The sequence below is a fragment of the Candidatus Methylomirabilota bacterium genome (genome assembly GCA_035315345.1).
In the GTDB taxonomy this organism is placed as follows: Bacteria; Methylomirabilota; Methylomirabilia; order Rokubacteriales; family CSP1-6; genus CAMLFJ01.
On sequence record DATFYA010000169.1, the window covers coordinates 1 to 18,799 of the forward strand.

Here is an 18,799-nt window from a genome sequence, read left to right on the forward strand (position 1 = left end):
CGGGGCGGCCGTCTACGCTGCGGGCCACACCTCACTCAACGGAGGAGCGCCATGGCCCATGGCACACCGACATCACCGACCACTGCCGCCAGGCGTCCATGAGCGAGATGGCCGGCACGGTACAGGGCCGGGCGACGTCGAGCGCTTCTCGGTGCCCGGCAGTCTCGCGCTCTCCGCGGTGCTGGCTCCCCACTATTTCCACGAGCACGCGGTGCACGAGGAGTTCTTCAAGGCGCCCATGCGCACCAGGGGCACCGAGCTGGCGGACGCCTGCGCGGCCATCATCGGCCAGCTCGCCGCGGTGACCTGAGCGGGAGTCGCGCGAGCCGTGCTAGCCTCCCAACGGACCTCATATCCGACAGGAGGCGGCTCGCCATGGACTATCGGGACTACCAGCACCTGCTCTTCGAGCGCCGGCCCAACGGGGTCGTGCTGATCACGATCAACCGGCCGGAGGTGCTGAACGCCACCAACGACCGGCTGCACTGGGAGCTGACCCAGGTCTGGCCGACCCTCGACGCCGACGACAGCGCGCGCGTCGCGGTGGTCACCGGCGCGGGCCGGGCCTTCTCGGCGGGCGGCGATCTCGACATGGTCGAGGCCAACAGCCGGGATCCGAAGCGCCTCGCCCGGACCGTGCGCGAGGCCTCCGACATCGTCTACAACATGATCAACCTCGACAAGCCGGTGATCTCGGCGATCAACGGCGTGGCGGTGGGCGCGGGCCTCGTGGTGGCGCTGATGTCGGACATCAGCATCATCTCGGAGACCGCGCGCTTCACCGACGGCCACACCAAGCTGGGGGTGGTGGCGGGCGACCACGCGGCCATCGTGTGGCCCCTGCTCTGCGGCATGGCCAAGGCCAAGTACTACCTGCTCACCTCCGACTTCATCGACGGCCGCGAGGCCGAGCGCATCGGCCTGGTCAGTCTGTGCGTGCCGCCCGCCGACCTGATGCCGAAGGCCTTCGAGGTGGCCGACAAGCTCGCCAACGGCGCCCAGCAGGCGATCCGCTGGACCAAGCGCTCGCTGAACAACTGGCTGCGCATGGCCGGGCCGATCTTCGATCAGTCCATCGCGCTGGAGATGCTGACGTTCATGGACGAGGACGTGCGCGAGGGCGCGGCGGCGATCCGCCAGAAGCGGCCGCCGAAGTTTCCGTCGGCACGCTGAGCCGGGAGCGCTTCAGCGGGCGGTGGCTTGCTCGGCGATCAGCCGGTCACTCGACGATGTGCGCGGCCCGGACGAGCAGCGACTGGGGGATCGTCAGGCCGAGCGCGCGGGCGACTTTGAGGTTGATCATCAGCTCCAGCGTGGCCGGCTGCTCGATCGGCAAATCGCCCGGCTTCGCCCCCTTGAGAATGCGATCCACGTAGCCCGCCGCCCGGCGGAAGTTGTGGGCGACGGAGGGTCCGTACGCCATCAGGCCGCCGGATTCGCCGAACTCCAGCTCCGCGTACATTGCGGGCAGCCGGTGCCGGGCCGCCACCGCGACGATGCGGTCGCGCTGGCTCCAGAAGTAGGCGTCGGCCAGCATCAGCATCGCATCCACGCGCCTCCGGGACCCGGCGCCGAGCCCGCGCTCGATCTCCTGGACGTCGCGGGCCTGGATGCTCTCGAGCTGCACGCCGAGGGCCTGCGCCGGGGCCTCGAGACTCGCCAGCTTGTGCGGGTTTGCGTCGTTGCGCGGGTTCCAGACCACCGCGACGCGCGCGAGTGACGGCAGTGCCTCGCGCAGCAGCTCGAGCCGTTTGCTGTCGAGCTCGGAGCCGGTGGAGATCAGGAAGCCGGTGATGTTGCCACCCGGGCGCGCCAGGCTCGTCACCAGGCCCTGCTGGACCAGATCGATCGCGGCAGCGCCGATGACGATCGGGATCGTGGCCGTGGCGCGCTTGGCCGCGACGATCGCGGGGCCGCCGTCGGTCACGATCACATCCACGGGAACGGTCGCAAGCTGGGCGGCCAGCGCGGGTAGCCGGTCCATCTTGCCCTCGGCCGCCCGTACTTCGAGGCTCAGATCGCGATGGCCGAGCGCCTGCATCTCGTTCCGGAACGCCTCCACGTTCCGCGTATGCAGCACACTGCTGGTGAGCCAGCCGATGCGAGGCGGCTTCGCGGGCCCCTGGCCCAGCGCTCGCGCGGGCCGGAAGGCCAGGGCCGCACCGAGGCCTTTGACAAAGGCGCGACGCCCGATCACCCGCGCCCGCCCCGTGTCATCGCGGATTCTCTACGCGCGAGCGCGGACCGCGGCGGTCATCTGGGCGGCGTGCTCCTCGGCGTGCTCGCCCACCCGCCGCGCGAGAAACTCGATGGACATGACGCCGTACTGCGGATGGCGCCCCTCGCGGGCCCACTCGGCGTCGGGCACCGCCTCGAGCAGGCGCGCCAGCTGCTCGTGCTCGCCCACGATGGTGTCGAGGAGATATTCCACGCTCTCGCCGCGCGCCAGGCTGGCCGGGCGGTAGGCTTCCTCGTCGAAGTCGGCGAAGAGCGGCCCGTCCTCGTAGAAGAGCCGCCGGAGGCGCAGGCCGTAGACGTGGACGATCACGTCGCGCACGTGAGTCAGGGTCTCGAGCGCGGACCACTCCCCCGGCTTCGGCGCGACGGCGAACCGGCCGCGCGGCGCCGCCTCCACCGCGTGGCGCACCACCAGCGCGGACGACCGGATGCGCTCGATCAGCCGGCGATGCTCGGGCGTCATGGGCGCCGATTCTGGCCCGCCGCCGCCCGGCCGTCAAGCACGTGACCCGTCAGGGCCGGCGCGCGCGCACCAGCAGGAAGATGGGCCGCCGGCGCTCGTCGGCCCAGTCGGGATGCTCGCGCAGCCACCGCTCGCTCGGCACCGGCTCGACCACGCGCTCGACGACCAGGCCCGCGTCGACGAGACCGTTGAGCAGCGTGGCCAGCGTGCGATGCACCTTGCGCACGCCGGCCACGAACCACGTCTCCTCGCGGGCGCCCTCCTCGGCGTAGCGGTCGAGACTCCAGCCGGTGCGCCGGCCCGACGTGTCCACCACCCAGCCCTCGCCGGGCAGGCGCGCGGTGTAGATGGGATGCTCGACGGAGTAGACGAGCACGCCGCCGGGAGCTAGCCACGAGGCGATCCGCGACATCAGCCCGGCGTAGTCCTCGACGTAGTGCAGAGCGAGCGAGCTGACGACCAGATCGAACCGCGCGGGCTCGAAGTCGAGACGCTCGATGGCCTCCCGGCGGTAGATCACGCGCGGATGCGCCCAATCGGTCCGCGCCCGCTCCAGCATGCGCTCGGAGAGGTCGACGCCGACGACACTCGCGCCGCTCGTAGCGAGGTGATGCGCGAGCTGCCCGACCCCGCAGCCCAGGTCGAGCACGCGCCGTCCGGTCACCGGCGGCAAGAGGCCGACCAGGTCGTCGTGCTCCATGGCCTGCCGCCAGCCGGCCCCGAAGCGCTCGAGCGAGGAGTAGCCGGCGAAGAAGCGGTCGTCGTCGTAGATGTTCTGCGGGTCCATCGCGTGATGCCGGCGCGTCACCGCCGGGCGCGGCCCGGGCGGTAGCGCGCGTCGAGCCGCCAGCGGGAGCGCACGCGCACCAGCCGGGCGATCGCGATGGGATGGGCGAGGCCGCACGTGTCCGATCGACGTGGCCGGTTGCCGTGCCTCCGTGCGGGATCGCCGGGCTCGAGGGCGAGGATGCCGGACTCCTCGATGCGCCGGTACTCGACCGACATCTCGTCGGCGGCGGGCGGATCGAAGAGTGCCGGCTGCGGATCGACGGGGCGCTCGGTGAACGCGAGCGTCAGATAGCTCGCCCGGCCGCTCACCGGCAATGCCATGCATGTCGGCCGCTCCACCTCGATCTCGTTGCCGACGCAGTCGAGCGCGAGACCCGGGCTCACCACGATCTCCCCCAGGCTCACCGAGACCCCGAGCCCGCCGGCGATGCCCCAGCCGTGCAGCCAGCGGTTGAGCCTCCGGAGCCGGTCGATCACGTAGCGCTGTTCGGTCTCGAAATCCTCGGCGCCCAGGAGCTGGCCGGCGAAGTACCGGACTCGCTTGATCATCGCGCGATCCCCCTCGGCCGGCTCACCCGGCAACCCCTTCGTCGCGGTAGGCCTGCAGCGCGTCGGCGCCGAAGCAGGCGAAGACAACCTGGCGGAGAAGGTGATGACGCGCGTCGCGGACGGTGCGCACCGCGATCCCGGTGGCCGGCCGCAACGGATAGCCGTAGATCCCGGTGCTGATCGCGGGGAACGCGACGCTGCTCAGCCCGTGCTCCTCGGCGAGTCGCAGCGACGCGCGGTAGGCCGACGCCAGCAATTCCGCCTCGCCCGCGCCGCCGCCCTGCCAGACCGGGCCGACGGCGTGGATCACGTGGCGGACCGGCAGCCGGAAGCCCGGCGTGATGCGGGCCTCGCCGGTCGGGCAGCCGCCCAGGGCGGTGCAGGCCACCGCCAACTCGGGGCCGGCCTTGGCATGGATGGCCCCGCACACGCCGCCGCCGGGCGCGAGCCGCTCGTTGGCCGCGTTGAGGATGGCGTCCACCGGCAGCGTCGTGATGTCCACCAGTCGCGCGCTCACGTCCACGGCGGGCGCCACGCCGGGCACTTGGCTCACTTGCCACCGCGCCGGGGCGCCAAGATCCGTGCGCGCGTCGCGGCAATCAATCCGCGGAAGTCGCCTGCCAGCAGCATGGCCCAGAAGTAAGGGTGCCAGCCTAGTGCTGCCCTCGCGACCGCACGGAGCGAGGCCGGCGCCCGTCCCCGGCTCTCCCAGGACCCCCAGTGGCCGCGCAGCGCGTCCCAGCCGGCGCTCGCAATGTACGCCTCGGCGTCGGCGCGGCCACGGAGTTGCGCATCGAGGCAGCGGGAAAGCACCCACGGGGGGTACCGCAGCCTATAGCGCCAGCGGCGCCAGCCCCGCAGGTAGGTCGTCCAGAAGAGATACACGTTGCGGATCATCAAGTACTCGCGCAGGACCCCGGTTGGACCCCCGAGCGCGAGACCGTGCTTGTGGTAAACGGAGGCATCCCGCACGAGGCGCGTGGCGAAGCCGGCCGCCATCGCGCGAACGCAGAAGTCCATGTCCTCGACATAGGCGAAGTAGCGCTCGTCCAGCAGCCCCACCCGTTCCACGACTCGCCGCTTGATCAAGAGCGCCGTGCCCCAGAGAGCCAGGCGTCCCTCGTGTCTGTGCGCCGCCGGCTGGTCGAGGGCGGTGAACTTCTGCAGACGCCCTCCCGGGAGATCCACGAGGGTCCCCGCGTACTGGACCGCGTGCGGCGGGTCGTAGTCATAGAGTACGGGGCTCAGCAGGCCGATTCGATCGTCGCTCTCGCCAGCGCTGACCAGCGCGTCGAGACAATGGGGATCGACGACAGTATCGTTGTTCAGCAGCCAGACGTAGGCAGCGCCTCGCTCCAGCGCGTAGCGAATCCCCGCGTTGGACCCGGCCGCGAAGCCCAGGTTTTCCGGATTCCGGAGGACGGCGGTCGCGAGGGCGCTGGCCTCGATCCTACCCGCTTCCGGCGCGGCGGAGCCATTGTCCACCACCAGCGTCGCGACGTTCGGATAGCGGAGCCGCTTCAGCGACTGCAGGCACTCGAGCGTGGCCGCCACCCCGTTCCAGTTGAGGACGACCACCCAGACCGCCGGCGGCCCGGGCACGCCGCGGGCCTCTCGCGCCCCTAGCGACCCCGGAACTTCGGCGCGCGCTTGTCCTTGAAGGCCTGCACGCCTTCCTTGTGGTCCTCGGTCTCGCGCACCACCGCCATGTGCGAGGAGACCAGGTCCAGGTGCGTGCGCAGGTCCAGGCGCATGGACTGGTAGACCAGCCTCTTTATCATGCGAACCGGAATCTGCGGACCGTCGGCCACGCGCCGGGCAAACGCATACGTCTCCTCGGCCAGCTTGTCGTGCGGCACCACCCGGTTCACGATGCCCAGCTCGAGCGCCCGCGGCGCCTCGATGAAGTCGGCGGTCCACAGCAGCTCGAGCGCACGGGCGGTGCCGATCAGCCGCGGCAGGAAGTAGGTGTCACCGTCGCCCGGCACCAGGCCGACCCGCACGTAGCCGGTGGAGAAGCGGGCCTGCTCGGAGGCGATGCGCATGTCGCACATGAGGGACATCCCCATGCCCGCGCCGACCGCCACGCCGTTCACCATGGCGATGACCGGCTTGTCCATCGCCTCCAGCGTCCTCGGCACGTTGTGGATGTGCTCCCACAGCCCGTTCTTGTTGTCGAGCGGGGTGGGATCGCCCGAGCCCATCCGTCCCACGTCGCCGCCCGAGCAGAACGCCTTGCCCGCGCCGGTGACCACCACCACGTTGACGTTGGGATCGCGCTGCGCCTCGTGGAGCGAGGCGGCCCAGCGCTCGATCATGGGGCCGGTGAACGCGTTCATCTTGTCGGGCCGGTTGAGCGTGATGGTGGCGATGCGGTCCTTCACCTCGTAGAGCAGCTCGCTGGTCTCGGTGGCCACGGCGGTCTCCTAGTCTTTGGGTAGGCCGAGCACGCGCTCGCCCAGGATGTTGCGCAGGATCTCGGTCGTGCCCGCGCGGATGCCGCTGCCCCGGGCCAGCAGGCAGTAGAATGCCCACTCGCCCTCGTCGGGGGCCAGCGCGCTGCCCGCCTGGAGCTGCGAGTAGGGGCCGATGATCTCGGTGGCCAGCTCGGCCAGCTCCTGATCGAGCTGGCTCCAGAAGAGCTTGGAGGTCGAGCCCTCGGGCCCGGGCGCGCCGCCCTTCAGGATCCTGGTCAGGCTGCGGTAGCCGTTGAGCTGCAGCACCCGCTCGCCGATGGCGAGCGCGGCGATCTTCTGCCGCACCACCGGGTCCTCCGACGCGGGCCGCCCGTTCCTGATGGTGCGGCCGGCCAGCGACAGCAGCCGGTGCAGCGCGGTGCGCAGGCTGATGTGGCGGATCATGGTGAGCACGTCGCGCTCGTAGGCCAGGGTGGTCAGCGCCACGCCCCAGCCTTCGTTCACCTTGCCGACCACGTTGGTGGCGGGCACCCGCACGTTCTCGAGGAACACCTCGTTGAACTCGGCCTCGCCGGTGATCTGGCGGAGCGGCCGGATGGTGATGCCCGGGCTCTTCATGTCGAGCAGCAGGAAGGTGATGCCCTTGTGCTTGGCCGCGGCGGGATCGGTCCGCACGAGGAAGAACCCCCACGCGGCCACGTGGGCCATGCTGGTCCACACCTTCTGCCCGTTCAGCACGTAGTGGTCGCCGTCGAGCACCGCGCGGGTCTGCAGATTCGCCAGGTCGCTGCCCGCGTTGGGCTCGGAGAAGCCCTGACACCAGATGTCCTCGGCGGTGAGGATGCGGTCGAGATGCTTCGCGCGCTGGGCCGGCGTGCCGTGCTTCATCAGGGTCGGGCCGAGCATGCTGAGCCCGCTGCGATTGAGCGGCTGCGGGCTGCCCGCGCGCGACAGCTCCTCGTAGAGAATCACCTGCTCCATGATGGACGCGCCGCGGCCGCCGTACTCGGCCGGCCAGTCCATCCCCACGTAGCCCGCCTTGTGCAGGGTGCGCTGCCACTCGCGGAGGCGGTTGACCTCCTCCACCTCGGCGCGCGAGGAGGCGAAGCCGCGGCCCTTCATGGCGGTCGGCACGTTCTCGGCCAGCCAGGCGCGCACCTCCTGGCGGAAGTCCTGCTGCTCCTGCGTGAAGTCGAAGTCCATGTCTCCTCCTCCCTCTCCCCTGAGGGGCGAGGGCAGGGTGAGAAACTTAGATGATGCTGGCGTCGGGCCGGGTGGCCACGCCGTTGATCTTCCAGTCGTCCTCCCAGACCATCTCGTAGAGCGCCTCGATGCTCTGCCCGTTCGCGCCGCGGATCTTCACGGTCACGTAGGCCAGCCCCGGCGACTCGAGCTCGGTCTTGGTCACGGCCGCGAACGTCGACTGCGCGATCTCCGGATACCCGCGGCGCACCATCGCCTCGAAGTTCCGCCGGTCGAAGCGCTCCTGGATCGTGCCGGACGCGAAGGTGAACGCGGTGTCGAAGTCGTCGCGCCGGAACGCCTCCAGCTGCTTCACCACCGGGACCGCCGCCGCTTTCGCGTCGGTGCTGGCGGCCTGCGCCCGCGCGCCGGTGGCGCCGAGCAGGAGCAGCAGGAACGCGAGTACGAATTGCCGACGGATCATTGTCTGGACCACCCCTCACCCTGCCCTCTCCCCCGAGGGGAGAGGGGGTGCTAGTGCATGACGGAGCCGCCGTCGACGTTGAGCGCCTGGCCGGTGATGTTGCGCGCCTCCTCGGAGGCGAGGAACACCGCGGCGTGCCCGATGTCCTCCGGCGTCTGCTCGCGCTTCATCGGGATGATGTCCCCCACGCGCTTGTCGAACACCTGCCGCGCGGTCATGCCCTTGAAGGCCGGGTTGGTGTCGGCGATGTACTGCGCGAGCTTCTCCCAGAATGCGGTCCACAGCACGCCGGGGCAGATCGCATTCACGGTGATGCCGTGGGGCGCCAGCTCCTTGGCCATCACGCGCGTGAAGGTGATGACGCCGCCCTTGGCCACCGAATAGGGCGGCATGGTGAGCGCGGCCAGCGGCCCCGCGATCGACGCGATGTTGATGATGCGCCCGGCCTTGCGCTCGATGAAGTAGGGCGCGAGCGCCTTGCACATGAGAAAGACCGACTTGAGGTTGACCGCGTAGGTGCGGTCCCAGTCCTCCTCGGAGTTGTTGGTGAACGGCATCCCGGGCGCGGAGGCCATGCCCGCGTTGTTCACCAGGATGTCGATCTGGCCCATCTCCTTGCGGATGCGATCCACCGTGGCCTGGACCTCGGCGCCCTTCGTGACATCGCAGCGCATCGAGATGGCCCGGCGGCCCATCCCCAGCACCTCCTTCACCACCGCCTGGGCGTTGGCGTCCTGGATGTCGGGGATCGCGACGTCCGCGCCTTCCCGCGCCATGCCCAGCACGATGCCGCGCCCGATCCCGGCGCCGCCGCCGGTCACCACCGCCACCTTGCCTGCGAGCCTCATCTCGACCTCCTCACCTGGAGTTGGCGCCCGCACATTCTATACCGGTCGAAACGGGTGCGCAGCCCGCCGGCTCGCTCGCACGGATCACATTGACGCGTGGCCACGCTCGCTATAGCGTGGGGCCGCTGCCATGTCGTCACCGCGATCCGTGTGCTGCCGTATCCTCGCCGTGGTCCTGGCCGGCGGCTGCCTGCTCGCCGCCGACTTCAACCGGCCCGATCCGGCCGGCTTCACGCTCGGCAAGACCACCGAGCAGGAGATCCGCCAGCGATTCGGCCAGCCCGACGGGCAGGCCACCGGCCAGGTGGGCGACCAGACGGTGCTGGTGCTGCAGTACACGCATGTCGAGACCGTCGGCGACCAGGTCGCGGCTCGGGCGATGGTCTACACGTTCAACGGCGGCCGCCTCGTCGGCTTCGACTACTCCAGCTCCTTCGCGGCCGACCGGACCACGTTCGACGAGGCGGCCGCGAAGCAGATCAAGCGGGGGCAGACCACGCGGGCCGAGACGCTGCGCCTGCTGGGCGCGCCCACCGGGCAGTTCATCTATCCGTCCGCCTACGTCCCGGTGCCGGGCCGCCGCGCCGACGTCTACAGCTATACGCGCACCGAGCGGACCTCGGCGGGGGCGACGCTCGATCAGGTCAGCCGGGTGCTGGCCCTCGTGTTCGACGAGCGCGGCGTGGTCGTGGAGACCAGCCTGGTCACCACGTCCACCGCCCGGCCGCTCCAGTGAAAGGAGATCCCGCGGTGAGCACGCCCACGCTGCGCAGCCACAACTGGTTCGGCAAGAAGGACCTGGACGGCTTCGCCCACCGCTCGTGGATCAAGGCCGAGGGCTTCAGCGAGCTGATGTTCGACGGCCGGCCGGTGATCGGCATCGCCAACTCCTGGTCCGAGCTGACCAACTGCAATGCGCACCTGCGCCAGGTGGCGGAGGCGGTGAAGCGGGGCGTGCTCTCGGCGGGCGGCTTCCCGCTGGAGTTCCCGACCATCTCGCTCGGCGAGATCCTCATGAAGCCGACCACCATGCTCTTCCGCAACCTGATGGCGATGGACGTGGAGGAGTGCATCCGCGCCTATCCGCTGGACGGCGTGGTGCTGCTCTCCGGCTGCGACAAGACCACGCCCGCCATGCTGATGGGCGCGGCCTCCGCCGACGTGCCCTCGATCGTGGTGACCGGTGGGCCCATGCTGCGCGGGCGCTGGCGCACCGAGGACATCGGCTCCGGCACCGACAACTGGCGCTTCTGGGCCGAGCGGCGTGCCGGCCGGCTCACCGAGGAAGAGTTCTGCGAGATCGAATCCTGCCTGTCGCGCTCGGCCGGGCACTGCATGGTGATGGGCACCGCGTCCACCATGGCCTCGATGGCCGAGACGCTCGGCATGACTCTGCCCGGCAACGCGGCCATTCCCGCGGCGGACTCGCGCCGGATGGCGCTGGCCGAGATGTCGGGGCGCCGGATCATGGAGATGGTGCGCGAAGACCTCAAGCCCTCCAGGATCCTCACGCGTGAGGCCTTCGACAACGCGGTCCGCACCGGCATGGCCATCGGCGGGTCCACCAACGCGATCATCCATCTCGTCGCCATCGCGGGCCGGGCCGGGGTGGACCTGCCCCTCGCGCGCTTCGACGAGCTGTCGCGCACCACGCCGATGCTGCTCAACGTGCGGCCGTCGGGCAAGTACCTCATGGAGGACTTCTTCTACGCGGGAGGGCTGCCCGTGGTGCTGAAGGAGCTGATGCCGCTCCTGCACCGCGACGCGCTCACCGTCACCGGCCGGTCCATCGCGGCCAACAACGAGGCGGCGGTCAACTACAACGAGGACGTGATCCGCCCGCTCGCCATGCCGATCCTGAGCGAGGGCGGCACCGCCATCCTCACCGGCAACCTGTGCCCGAACGGGGCGGTGCTGAAGCAGTCGGCGGCCTCCCCGCATCTGCTCACCCATCGCGGGCGCGCGGTGGTGTTCGAGGACCACGCCGATCTGCACGCGCGCATCGACGACCCCGCGCTCGACGTCGACGAGACGTGCGTGCTGGTGCTCAAGCGCGTGGGGCCGAAGGGCGCGCCGGGGATGCCGGAGTGGGGCGCCGCGCCGATCCCGCGCAAGCTCCTGCAGAAGGGCGTGCGCGACATGGTGCGAATCTCGGACGCGCGGATGAGCGGGACATCGTACGGGACCGTGGCGCTCCACGTCTCCCCGGAGGCCGAGGCGGGCGGGCCGCTGGCCCTCGTGCAGGACGGCGACGTGATCGAGCTGGACGTCCCGAACCGCCGGCTGACCCTGCGGGTGTCCGACGAGGAGCTGGCCCGCCGTCGCGCCCGGTGGAAGCCGCGCCCGCCCCACTACACCCGCGGCTACGGCCGCCTCTTCCTGGACCACGTGCTCCAGGCCCACGAGGGCTGCGACTTCGACTTCCTCCGCGGCAAGACCCCGGTCCGCGCCGAGGACACCGCCGGCCCCAGTCACTCCTGACTGGGGTCAGGTCTTACATTCCGACATTTCCGCCCCGCGCTCGTCAGCGCTACCCCGGAGAAATGTCGGAATGTAAGACCTGACCCCATTACTCGAGCGCGCGGCGGAGGGAGCCGGCGGCGCGCTTGAGGCGGCGGCGGGCCTCGGGGGCGTCGACGCCGAGGCGGGCCATGGCGATGGCGACCTTGGCGCTGGCGCCGGAGGCGGCGAGCAGGCGCTGGGCCTCGCGCGGGCTCACGCGGCCGAGCTGGCGCACCAGGCGCAGGGCGCGGGCGCGCAGCTTGGCCGAGCGCGGGCGCAGGTCCACCATGCGGTTGCCGTAGACCTTGCCCAGGCGCGCGAACGACGCGGTGGTCAGCGTGTTGAGCGCGAGCTTCGTCGCGGTGCCCGCCTTCAGCCGCGTGGAGCCGGTGAGCACCTCCGGGCCGACGGCCAGCGCGATGACCACGCGGGCCGCCGACGCCGGCACCTGCGGGTTGCAGGTGACCAGCGCGGTGGCGGCCCCGCGCTTGCGCGCCTCCCGCAGGGCCGCGCGCACGAACGGGGTGACGCCACTGGCCGCGATGCCCACCACCACATCGCCACGGCGCACGCGCCGCCGGATCTGCCGGGCGCCCTCGGGTCCGTCGTCCTCCGCGCCCTCCGCCGAGCGGAACACGCTGCGCCGGCCCCCCGCGATCACCGCCTGCACCAGCGAGGGCGGCGTGCCGAAGGTGGGCGGGCACTCGGCGGCCTCGAGCACGCCGAGCCGCCCGCTGGTGCCCGCGCCCACGAACACGAGCCGCCCGCGGCGCGAGAGCGCGCGCACGATGAGATCCACCGCGCGCCCGATGGCCGGCGCGGCGCGGCCCACCGCGGAGACGGCGCGGCGGTCGGCGCGGTTCATGAGCCGCGCGATCTGCGCGGCGGAGAGCCGATCGAGCTGCCCGGTGCGCGGGTCGGCGCGCTCGGTGGGCAGCCGATCGTAGCCGATACGGCTCACCCTAGTGCGCTTCGAAGCCGAGCCACTCCTCGACCGCGTCGGCGAGCCGATCGGCCCGCTCGTCCAGCTCGGCCTCGGTGAGGTTGGCGATGGGATGTGGCGTGTCGAGGAACGGATAACCCGGCTTGCCCCAGCTCTCGGCCATCGCCTTCCCGGTGTTGCGGAACGGGGTGGTGACGATGGCGATGCCGGGCACCCCCTGCTCTTCCATCAGGATCGCGTCGAGCACACTGCTCGAGCTGCACGACCCTCAGTCGCCGATGCCGGAGATGACGAGATCGGCCTGGGCCCGCAGCGCCGCGATGCCGGCCTCGTCCACCTCGTGGCTCGGCGAGCGCTTGCGGCTCGTCACGCTGACCGTCATGTGGTGGCGCGCGGCCAGCCGGTCGGCCAGCTTCCGCAGCAGCGTGTCGGAGTTGAACTTCGTGTTGTCCACCAGCCCGATGCGGAGCCCGCGCGGACTCGCCGGCCGAGGGGCCAGCACCACCGCGCGCTCCACCGGCTTCGAGGTCGGGTCGAAGAGCTTCATGCCTGCCTCCCCCGGGGCGTCGCCACGTCGTCGATGCGCGTGGTCACCGCCCGCGTCCACTTGTTGCCCCACCCGGGCAGACACGCCGACCAGGAGCCGGCCCGGCCGCCCGCGCACACGATCAGGATATCGTCGGGGCGCTCGAAGACGTGCCGCCACGTCGTCTCGTCCGCCGCGGCGACCGCGCCCGGCACGCGCGCCGCGCGCTTGAAGTCGGCCAGCCGCCGGCGCGTGTGCTCCATCAGGAATTGCTGCACGTCGCCCCGGCTCCAGCGTGCGGCCTTCAAGATGTCGGCGTGCTCACCCGCGAAGACGATGAGCGTCTGGTTGAAGCCCTTGAGGTTGGGCGAGCCCATGTTGCCGAGCGCGTCGGCGAAGCAGAGCAGCAGCGGCGCAGGCGTGGCCGCGAGCTGATTGTAGATCTGGTACAGGCTGTTCGAGGCGATCAGGGTGACCGCGCTCTCGTGGCGCGCGAGCCCCCGGGAGGCGTGCAGCGGCTCCCACGGGTGCTCGTCCTCGTGCTCCGCGAAGCAGAAGCTGTACTTGCCCGGGTTGCCCAGGGTGGCGCGGTCGAGGAAGCCGGGCCGCGTGTTCATCGTGTTCATCATGATGAGCCGCACCGCACGGCCGATGGTCGCGTTCGGCCGGTGGCCCTGCCCGAAGAGGTTGTTGCCGCTGTTGATGCCGAGGCGCTTGCAGATCGGGCCGTTGACGACCAGCGCCATCGCGGAGCCGCCGGTGCTGCTGGCCGGCCCGTGGTAGGCGAACGCAGGATCGCAGAGGCTTCGCACCGCGGCCACCACCACCGGCATGTACTCGGGGCGGCAGCCCGCCATCACCGCATTGATCGCGGCCTTCTCGGCGACGACTTCGGTATTGCGCCCGGGGATCTCGCCGAGGACCTCGTGGCCCTGGAGGCCGGCCGCGGCCAGGGTGGCCGCGATGGAGGCGTCGGACGGCGGCACCACCGGCAGGCCGTCGGTCCACCCCGCGTCGTAGTACGCCTCGATCAGCGCGGCCGGGTCGGCCGCCTCGTCGATCTCGCTCATCGGATCGGCCGAGACCGGTCGCCGATCAGCCGCGCCCGACGAACGGCATCTTCGTCGCCATCACCGTGAGGAACAGCACGTTGGCGTCGAGCGGCAGGCTCGACATGTAGACCACCGCGTCGGCCACCGCCTTCACGTTCATGGTGGGCTCCGCCGCGGTCGTACCGTTGGCCTGGGGCACGCCACGGGCCATGCGCTCGGTCATGGGGGTGGCCGCGTTGCCGATATCTATTTGGCCACACGCGATATCGTACTTGCGGCCGTCGAGCGCGGTCACCTTGGTGAGGCCGGTGACCCCGTGCTTGGTCGCGGTGTAGGGCGCCGAGTTCGGCCGCGGGGCGTGGGCCGAGATCGAGCCGTTGTTGATGATGCGCCCGCCCATCGGGGTCTGGGCCTTCATCATCTTGAAGGCCTCCTGCGTGCACAGGAACACGCCGGTGAGATTGGCGTTGACCACCGTCTGCCACTGCTCGTAGGTGAGGTCCTCCAGGAGGACCGGGGGCGCCCCGCCACCCGCGTTGTTGAAGAGGACGTCGAGCCGGCCGAAGGTCTGCTTCGTGGTGGCGAAGAGCGCCTTGATCGATTCGGGACTGCCGACGTCGGTCGGCACCACGAGCGACTTGCCCGACGTGCCCTTGCCCTCCGCGGCGGCGGATTCCAGCATGTCCTTGCGCCGTCCCGCGAAGACCACCGCGTAGCCTTCCTTCATGAGGGCCAGCGCGCTGGCCTTGCCGATGCCGCTCCCCGCTCCGGTGACGATCGCGACCTTCTGCGTCGAAGTCGAAGTCATGTGTAGGCCTCCCGGGGCCGAACGTTAGCCCGTGAGACGCGGCCAGTCAATCGACCGATTTGCGCGACGCGCTTTGCTAGTATGGGCTCGGGCATGGCCACGCTGACCGACCACATCTCCTACGCCGACGCCCAGCGGCTCTGCACCCCGGCCCGGCTCTGGGAGCTCTTCGACGGCGACCGCGAGCGCCTCAATATCGGCCACGAGTGCATCGACCGCCATCCCGCCGGCGAGGTCGCGGTGCGGGTGATCCACTCACCGGAGCGCGGCGGGAGCGAGGAGCTCCTCACCTTCGGCGCGCTCGCCGCCGCGTCCTCGCGCTTCGCGCACTACCTGGCCGATCGCGGCGTCGCGCCCGGCGAGCGCGTGGGCATCATGCTGGAGCCGTCGTTACCGTTCTACGCCGGGATGTTCGGCGCGGTGAAGCGCGGGGCCATCGCGGTGCCGCTCTTCACCCTCTTCGGTCCGGACGGCCTGCGCCTGCGCATCGACGACTGCGCGCCGCGGCTGCTGCTCGTCTCGCCCGCGCAGGCCGACATCGCCCGCGACGTGCCCGGGCTCACCACCGTGGTCGCCGACGAGTCGTTCCTCGCCGCGCTCGCGAGGTACCCCGACCGCTACGCGCCCGACACGCGGGCCGACGACCTCGCGGTGTTCCAGTACACCTCCGGGACCACGCGCGAGCTGCCCGCCGCGGTCCGGCACACGCATCGCAGCATCGTGACCCTGATGATCGCCGCGCTCTACGGCACCGGCATCCGGCCGGGCGACCGCTTCTTCTGCCCGTCGTCGCCGGCGTGGGGCCACGGGCTCTGGCACGGCACCCTGGGCCCGCTGGCCCTCGGGGTGGGCACCGGCGCCTTCGCGGGCCGCTTCGACGCCGACCGCCTCTTGCGCGCCCTGGCCGACCACGGCATCACCAACCTCTCGGCCGCGGCCACGCACTACCGGATGATGAAGAGCGCGGGTAGCGCGTCGCGCTACCGCTACGCGATCTGCAAGCTCTCCTTCACCGGCGAGCCGATCGACGAGGCCACCCGCGTCTTCGCCGAGGCCACCTTCGGCACGCCGGTGTGCAGCATGTACGGCACCACCGAGGTGGGCGTGATCCTCGCCTCCTACCCGGGCGCGCCCGACTTCGTGGTGAAGCCCGGCTCGCTCGGCAAGCCGGTGCCCAACGTGGCGGTCGAGGTGCAGCGCCCCGACGGCAGCCGCTGCGATCCGGACGAGGCCGGTGAGATCCGGGTGCGGCGTCGCGACGGGTGGTTTCCGACGAAGGACCGCGGCTGGACCGACGCGGAGGGCTACTTCTATCACGGTGGCCGCGCCGACGACGTCATCATCTCGGCGGGCTGGACGATCAGCGCGGTGGAGGTCGAGGGCGCGCTGCTCAAGCATCCCGACGTGCGCGAGGCCGCGGTCATCGGCGTGCCCGATGCCCTCCGCGGTCTCGTGGTCAAGGCCTTCATCGTCAGCCCACGTCGGGGCGACGAGGCCTTCACGCGCGAGCTGCAGGAGTGGACACGCACGCGGCTGGCCCAGCACGAGTACCCGCGCCAGGTCGAGTTCGTGACCGAATTGCCCAAGACGCCGGCCGGCAAGGTCAACCGCAAGGCCCTCCGCGAGCGCGAGGCCGGGGCCTCCGTACCCACGTCCTAGGAGAGAGCGATGCCGTCCTCCACGCAGCAGATGTTCCCCAAGATCACCCAGCAGGGCCTCGACGACCTCCGCCGCCGCATCGGCGTCCCGATCACCGACACGCTCGAGCCCTGGTGCCACGAGGCCACCCGCGACAACATCCGCCACTACGCTCACGGCATCGGCGACGACAACCCGCTCTGGTGCGACCCGGCCTACGCGGCGCGCACGCGCTTCCGCGGCATCGTCGCCCCGCCCTCGTTCCTCTTCGCGACCAGCCGCATCATCTCCGGCTACGTGGGCGGCCTCGCGGGCGTGCACGCGATGTGGGCCGGTGCCGACTGGACGTGGCACCAGCCGACGCGGCGCAACGACGAGATCTCGACGGAGGCGTGGCTGAAGGACCTGATCGAGCACGAGACGCGCTTCGCGGGGCGCGCGGTCCAGCAGATCTACCACGTGACGTTCCGCAACCAGAACGGCGACCTGCTCGCCGAGGCCGACTCCTGGTGCTTCCGCACCGAGCGCGACCACGCGCGCGAGCAGGGCCGCAAGTACACGGAGGTGAAGGCGCGGGCGCCCCGGCGCTATTCCGACGAGGAGCTGGCCGAGGTCTACCGTCTCTACGCCCAGGAGGAGATCCGCGGCGCCACGCCCCGCTACTGGCAGGACGTGACGGTGGGCGAGGCGCTGCCGAAGATGGCCAAGGGCCCGATGACCGTCACCGGCTTCATCGCCTACGCCCAGGGCTGGGGCGGCCTCTACATCCGCGCCAACAAGCTCAACTGGAAGCAGATCACGAAGCACTCGGGCCTCGGCATCAAGAACCGCTTCGGCATCCCGGACTGCCCGGAGCGCGTGCACTGGGAGCACGACTTCGCCACCGCGGTCGGCGCGCCCGGCGCCTACGACTACGGCCCGGAGCGCTGCTCGTGGCTCACCCATCACCTGACCAACTGGATGGGCGACGATGGCTTCCTGCGCCGCGCGCACTGCAAGATCCGCCGGCACAACCCGGAGGGCGACTACCTGATCATCGAGGGCCGCGTCACCGGCAAGCGCGTCGAGAACGGCCGCCACCTGGTCGACATCGAGCAGGAGGCGCGCAACCAGGACGGCGAGCAATCGGTGGTCGGCGGCGGCGTGGTCGAGCTGCCCTCGCGCGGATGACCGCCGTCCGGGCCGGCCTCGACGTGCTGCGGAGCCGGTTGCCCGCGCTGCTGGCCGGGCGCCGGGTCGGTCTGCTCTCGCATCCCGCCTCGGTCACCCACGATCTCATCCATGCCGCCGACGTCGTCCGGCGCTTGCCGCGGGCCCGGCTCACCGCCCTCTTCGCGCCCGAGCACGGCCTGGCCGGCGTGGCGCAGGACCACGCCCACATCGGTACCGAGTTCGACCGCGCGCGCCGGCTCCGCATCCACAGCCTCTACGGCAAGCGGCTCGAGCCGACGCCGGCCATGCTGCGGGACATCGACGTGCTCGTCGTCGACCTGCAGGACGTGGGCTCGCGCTACTACACCTTCGCGTGGACCACCGTGCTGGCCATGCGCGTGTGCGCGCGGGTGGGCAAGCCGGTGATCGTCCTCGACCGCCCGAACCCGCTCGGGGGCGAGCGAGTCGAGGGCAACTGGGCCGACCCGGGCTTCGCCTCGTTCGTGGGACTCTACCCGCTGCCCATCCGCCACGGCCTGACCATCGCCGAGCTGGCCGCGTACCACAACGAGACGCAGGCACTCGGCTGCGATCTCACGGTGGTGCCGATGGCCGGCTGGCGGCGGTGGATGCGGTGGGAGGAGACCGGCCTGCCGTGGGTGGCGCCGTCGCCGAACATGCCCACGCCGGACACCGCGCGCGTCTACCCGGGTGGCTGCCTGCTCGAGGGCACGAACCTCTCGGAGGCGCGCGGCACCACCCGGCCCTTCGAGTGGGTGGGCGCGCCGTACCTGGACGGCGTCCGGCTGGCCGCCGCGCTGGAGCGCCGCCGCCTGCCCGGCGTGCGCTTCCGCGCCGCCGCCTTCGAGCCGATGTTCCACAAGTGGGCGCGGCGCACCTGCGAGGGCGTGCAGGTGCACGTCACCGACCCCGATCGCTTCAAGTCGTACGCGACCTACCTGGCGCTGATCATCGAGGCGCGTCGCCAGGCCCCGCGGGGCTTCCGCTGGAAGCGGCCACCCTACGAGTTCCAGTGGAAGAAGCTGCCGATCGATCTCATCGCGGGCACCGACCACATCCGCCGCGACATCGAGCGCGGCGTCCCGCTGTCGCGGATGGAAGCGTCCTGGCGGGGAGACCTGGCCGCCTTCGCCCGCGCCCGGCGGCCCTTCCTTCTATATAGATGATGAGCCTATATAGATGAGCCC

The 18,799-nt window shown here is 71.1% G+C and carries 22 protein-coding genes; 7 read left to right on the plus strand and 15 right to left on the minus strand.

The window, feature by feature from the left end; all coding sequences use genetic code 11:
* Positions 1–151: 151 nt before the first annotated feature.
* Positions 152–310, plus strand: a complete 159-nt coding sequence (locus VKN16_21845) for a hypothetical protein (protein HME96855.1) — start codon at positions 152–154, stop codon at positions 308–310.
* A 65-nt stretch (positions 311–375) separates the two neighbouring features.
* A complete protein-coding gene (locus VKN16_21850; GenBank protein ID HME96856.1) occupies positions 376–1,173 on the plus strand; it encodes an enoyl-CoA hydratase/isomerase family protein in 798 nt (265 codons plus the stop codon).
* 46 nt (positions 1,174–1,219) lie between these two features.
* Here the strand turns inward: VKN16_21850 and VKN16_21855 are convergent, their stop codons facing one another.
* The 10 genes from VKN16_21855 to VKN16_21900 are packed head-to-tail and all read right to left on the minus strand — an operon-like array spanning position 1,220 to position 8,970.
* A complete protein-coding gene (locus VKN16_21855; GenBank protein ID HME96857.1) occupies positions 1,220–2,197 on the minus strand; it encodes an ABC transporter substrate-binding protein in 978 nt (325 codons plus the stop codon).
* A 30-nt stretch (positions 2,198–2,227) separates the two neighbouring features.
* Entirely contained in the window at positions 2,228–2,701 is a 474-nt protein-coding gene (locus VKN16_21860; protein ID HME96858.1) for a DinB family protein, read from the minus strand.
* Between the two features lie 49 nt (positions 2,702–2,750).
* A complete protein-coding gene (locus tag VKN16_21865; protein HME96859.1) occupies positions 2,751–3,488 on the minus strand; it encodes a class I SAM-dependent methyltransferase in 738 nt (245 codons plus the stop codon).
* 17 nt (positions 3,489–3,505) lie between these two features.
* Positions 3,506–4,039 carry a hypothetical protein gene (locus tag VKN16_21870; protein HME96860.1) on the minus strand — a complete coding sequence of 178 codons (534 nt, stop codon included), beginning with the start codon at positions 4,037–4,039 and terminating at the stop codon, positions 3,506–3,508.
* A 22-nt stretch (positions 4,040–4,061) separates the two neighbouring features.
* Positions 4,062–4,592: an O-acetyl-ADP-ribose deacetylase gene (locus tag VKN16_21875; GenBank protein ID HME96861.1), complete on the minus strand. Its 531-nt coding sequence runs from the start codon at positions 4,590–4,592 to the stop codon at positions 4,062–4,064.
* Positions 4,589–5,641 (minus strand): glycosyltransferase family 2 protein, encoded by a 1,053-nt coding sequence (locus tag VKN16_21880; protein ID HME96862.1) that lies wholly within the window; start codon positions 5,639–5,641, stop codon positions 4,589–4,591. Before VKN16_21880 ends, VKN16_21875 begins: the two co-directional genes overlap by 4 nt.
* 20 nt (positions 5,642–5,661) lie before the next feature.
* Complete coding sequence (locus VKN16_21885) at positions 5,662–6,456, minus strand: enoyl-CoA hydratase-related protein (protein ID HME96863.1); 795 nt, start codon at positions 6,454–6,456, stop codon at positions 5,662–5,664.
* 9 nt (positions 6,457–6,465) lie between these two features.
* Entirely contained in the window at positions 6,466–7,659 is a 1,194-nt protein-coding gene (locus tag VKN16_21890; GenBank protein ID HME96864.1) for an acyl-CoA dehydrogenase family protein, read from the minus strand.
* Between the two features lie 46 nt (positions 7,660–7,705).
* Positions 7,706–8,122: a DUF4864 domain-containing protein gene (locus tag VKN16_21895; protein HME96865.1), complete on the minus strand. Its 417-nt coding sequence runs from the start codon at positions 8,120–8,122 to the stop codon at positions 7,706–7,708.
* A gap of 50 nt (positions 8,123–8,172) precedes the next feature.
* Complete coding sequence (locus VKN16_21900; GenBank protein HME96866.1) at positions 8,173–8,970, minus strand: SDR family NAD(P)-dependent oxidoreductase; 798 nt, start codon at positions 8,968–8,970, stop codon at positions 8,173–8,175.
* Between the two features lie 169 nt (positions 8,971–9,139).
* Between VKN16_21900 and VKN16_21905 the strand changes: the two genes are divergently transcribed.
* Both VKN16_21905 and araD read left to right on the plus strand, forming a co-directional pair.
* Complete coding sequence (locus VKN16_21905; protein ID HME96867.1) at positions 9,140–9,706, plus strand: hypothetical protein; 567 nt, start codon at positions 9,140–9,142, stop codon at positions 9,704–9,706.
* A gap of 14 nt (positions 9,707–9,720) precedes the next feature.
* Positions 9,721–11,451 carry an L-arabinonate dehydratase gene (gene araD / locus VKN16_21910; GenBank protein ID HME96868.1) on the plus strand — a complete coding sequence of 577 codons (1,731 nt, stop codon included), beginning with the start codon at positions 9,721–9,723 and terminating at the stop codon, positions 11,449–11,451.
* An 88-nt stretch (positions 11,452–11,539) separates the two neighbouring features.
* Here araD and murQ read toward each other — a convergent pair whose 3' ends face one another.
* From murQ to VKN16_21935, 5 genes are read right to left on the minus strand one after another with little or no spacing between them, the layout of a single operon-like run.
* Positions 11,540–12,433 carry an N-acetylmuramic acid 6-phosphate etherase gene (gene murQ / locus VKN16_21915; protein ID HME96869.1) on the minus strand — a complete coding sequence of 298 codons (894 nt, stop codon included), beginning with the start codon at positions 12,431–12,433 and terminating at the stop codon, positions 11,540–11,542.
* Between the two features lies 1 nt (position 12,434).
* On the minus strand, positions 12,435–12,662 hold the full coding sequence (locus tag VKN16_21920; protein ID HME96870.1) for a hypothetical protein: 228 nt from the start codon (positions 12,660–12,662) through the stop codon (positions 12,435–12,437).
* A gap of 21 nt (positions 12,663–12,683) precedes the next feature.
* Positions 12,684–12,962 (minus strand): hypothetical protein, encoded by a 279-nt coding sequence (locus VKN16_21925; GenBank protein HME96871.1) that lies wholly within the window; start codon positions 12,960–12,962, stop codon positions 12,684–12,686.
* A complete protein-coding gene (locus VKN16_21930; protein ID HME96872.1) occupies positions 12,959–14,011 on the minus strand; it encodes a hypothetical protein in 1,053 nt (350 codons plus the stop codon). Before VKN16_21930 ends, VKN16_21925 begins: the two co-directional genes overlap by 4 nt.
* 25 nt (positions 14,012–14,036) lie before the next feature.
* Positions 14,037–14,801, minus strand: coding sequence for an SDR family oxidoreductase (locus VKN16_21935; protein HME96873.1), 765 nt, complete (start codon positions 14,799–14,801; stop codon positions 14,037–14,039).
* A 93-nt stretch (positions 14,802–14,894) separates the two neighbouring features.
* On the opposite strand from VKN16_21935, the gene VKN16_21940 reads away from it, so the two are divergent.
* Genes VKN16_21940 through VKN16_21950 form a run of 3 tightly spaced genes read left to right on the plus strand, consistent with a single transcriptional unit; the run spans position 14,895 to position 18,778 of the window.
* Positions 14,895–16,460, plus strand: coding sequence for an AMP-binding protein (locus tag VKN16_21940; protein ID HME96874.1), 1,566 nt, complete (start codon positions 14,895–14,897; stop codon positions 16,458–16,460).
* Between the two features lie 9 nt (positions 16,461–16,469).
* Positions 16,470–17,609 carry a MaoC family dehydratase N-terminal domain-containing protein gene (locus tag VKN16_21945; GenBank protein ID HME96875.1) on the plus strand — a complete coding sequence of 380 codons (1,140 nt, stop codon included), beginning with the start codon at positions 16,470–16,472 and terminating at the stop codon, positions 17,607–17,609.
* A complete protein-coding gene (locus tag VKN16_21950) occupies positions 17,606–18,778 on the plus strand; it encodes a DUF1343 domain-containing protein (GenBank protein HME96876.1) in 1,173 nt (390 codons plus the stop codon). The genes VKN16_21945 and VKN16_21950 overlap by 4 nt, the downstream gene beginning before the upstream one ends.
* The last annotated feature ends 21 nt before the right edge of the window (positions 18,779–18,799 follow it).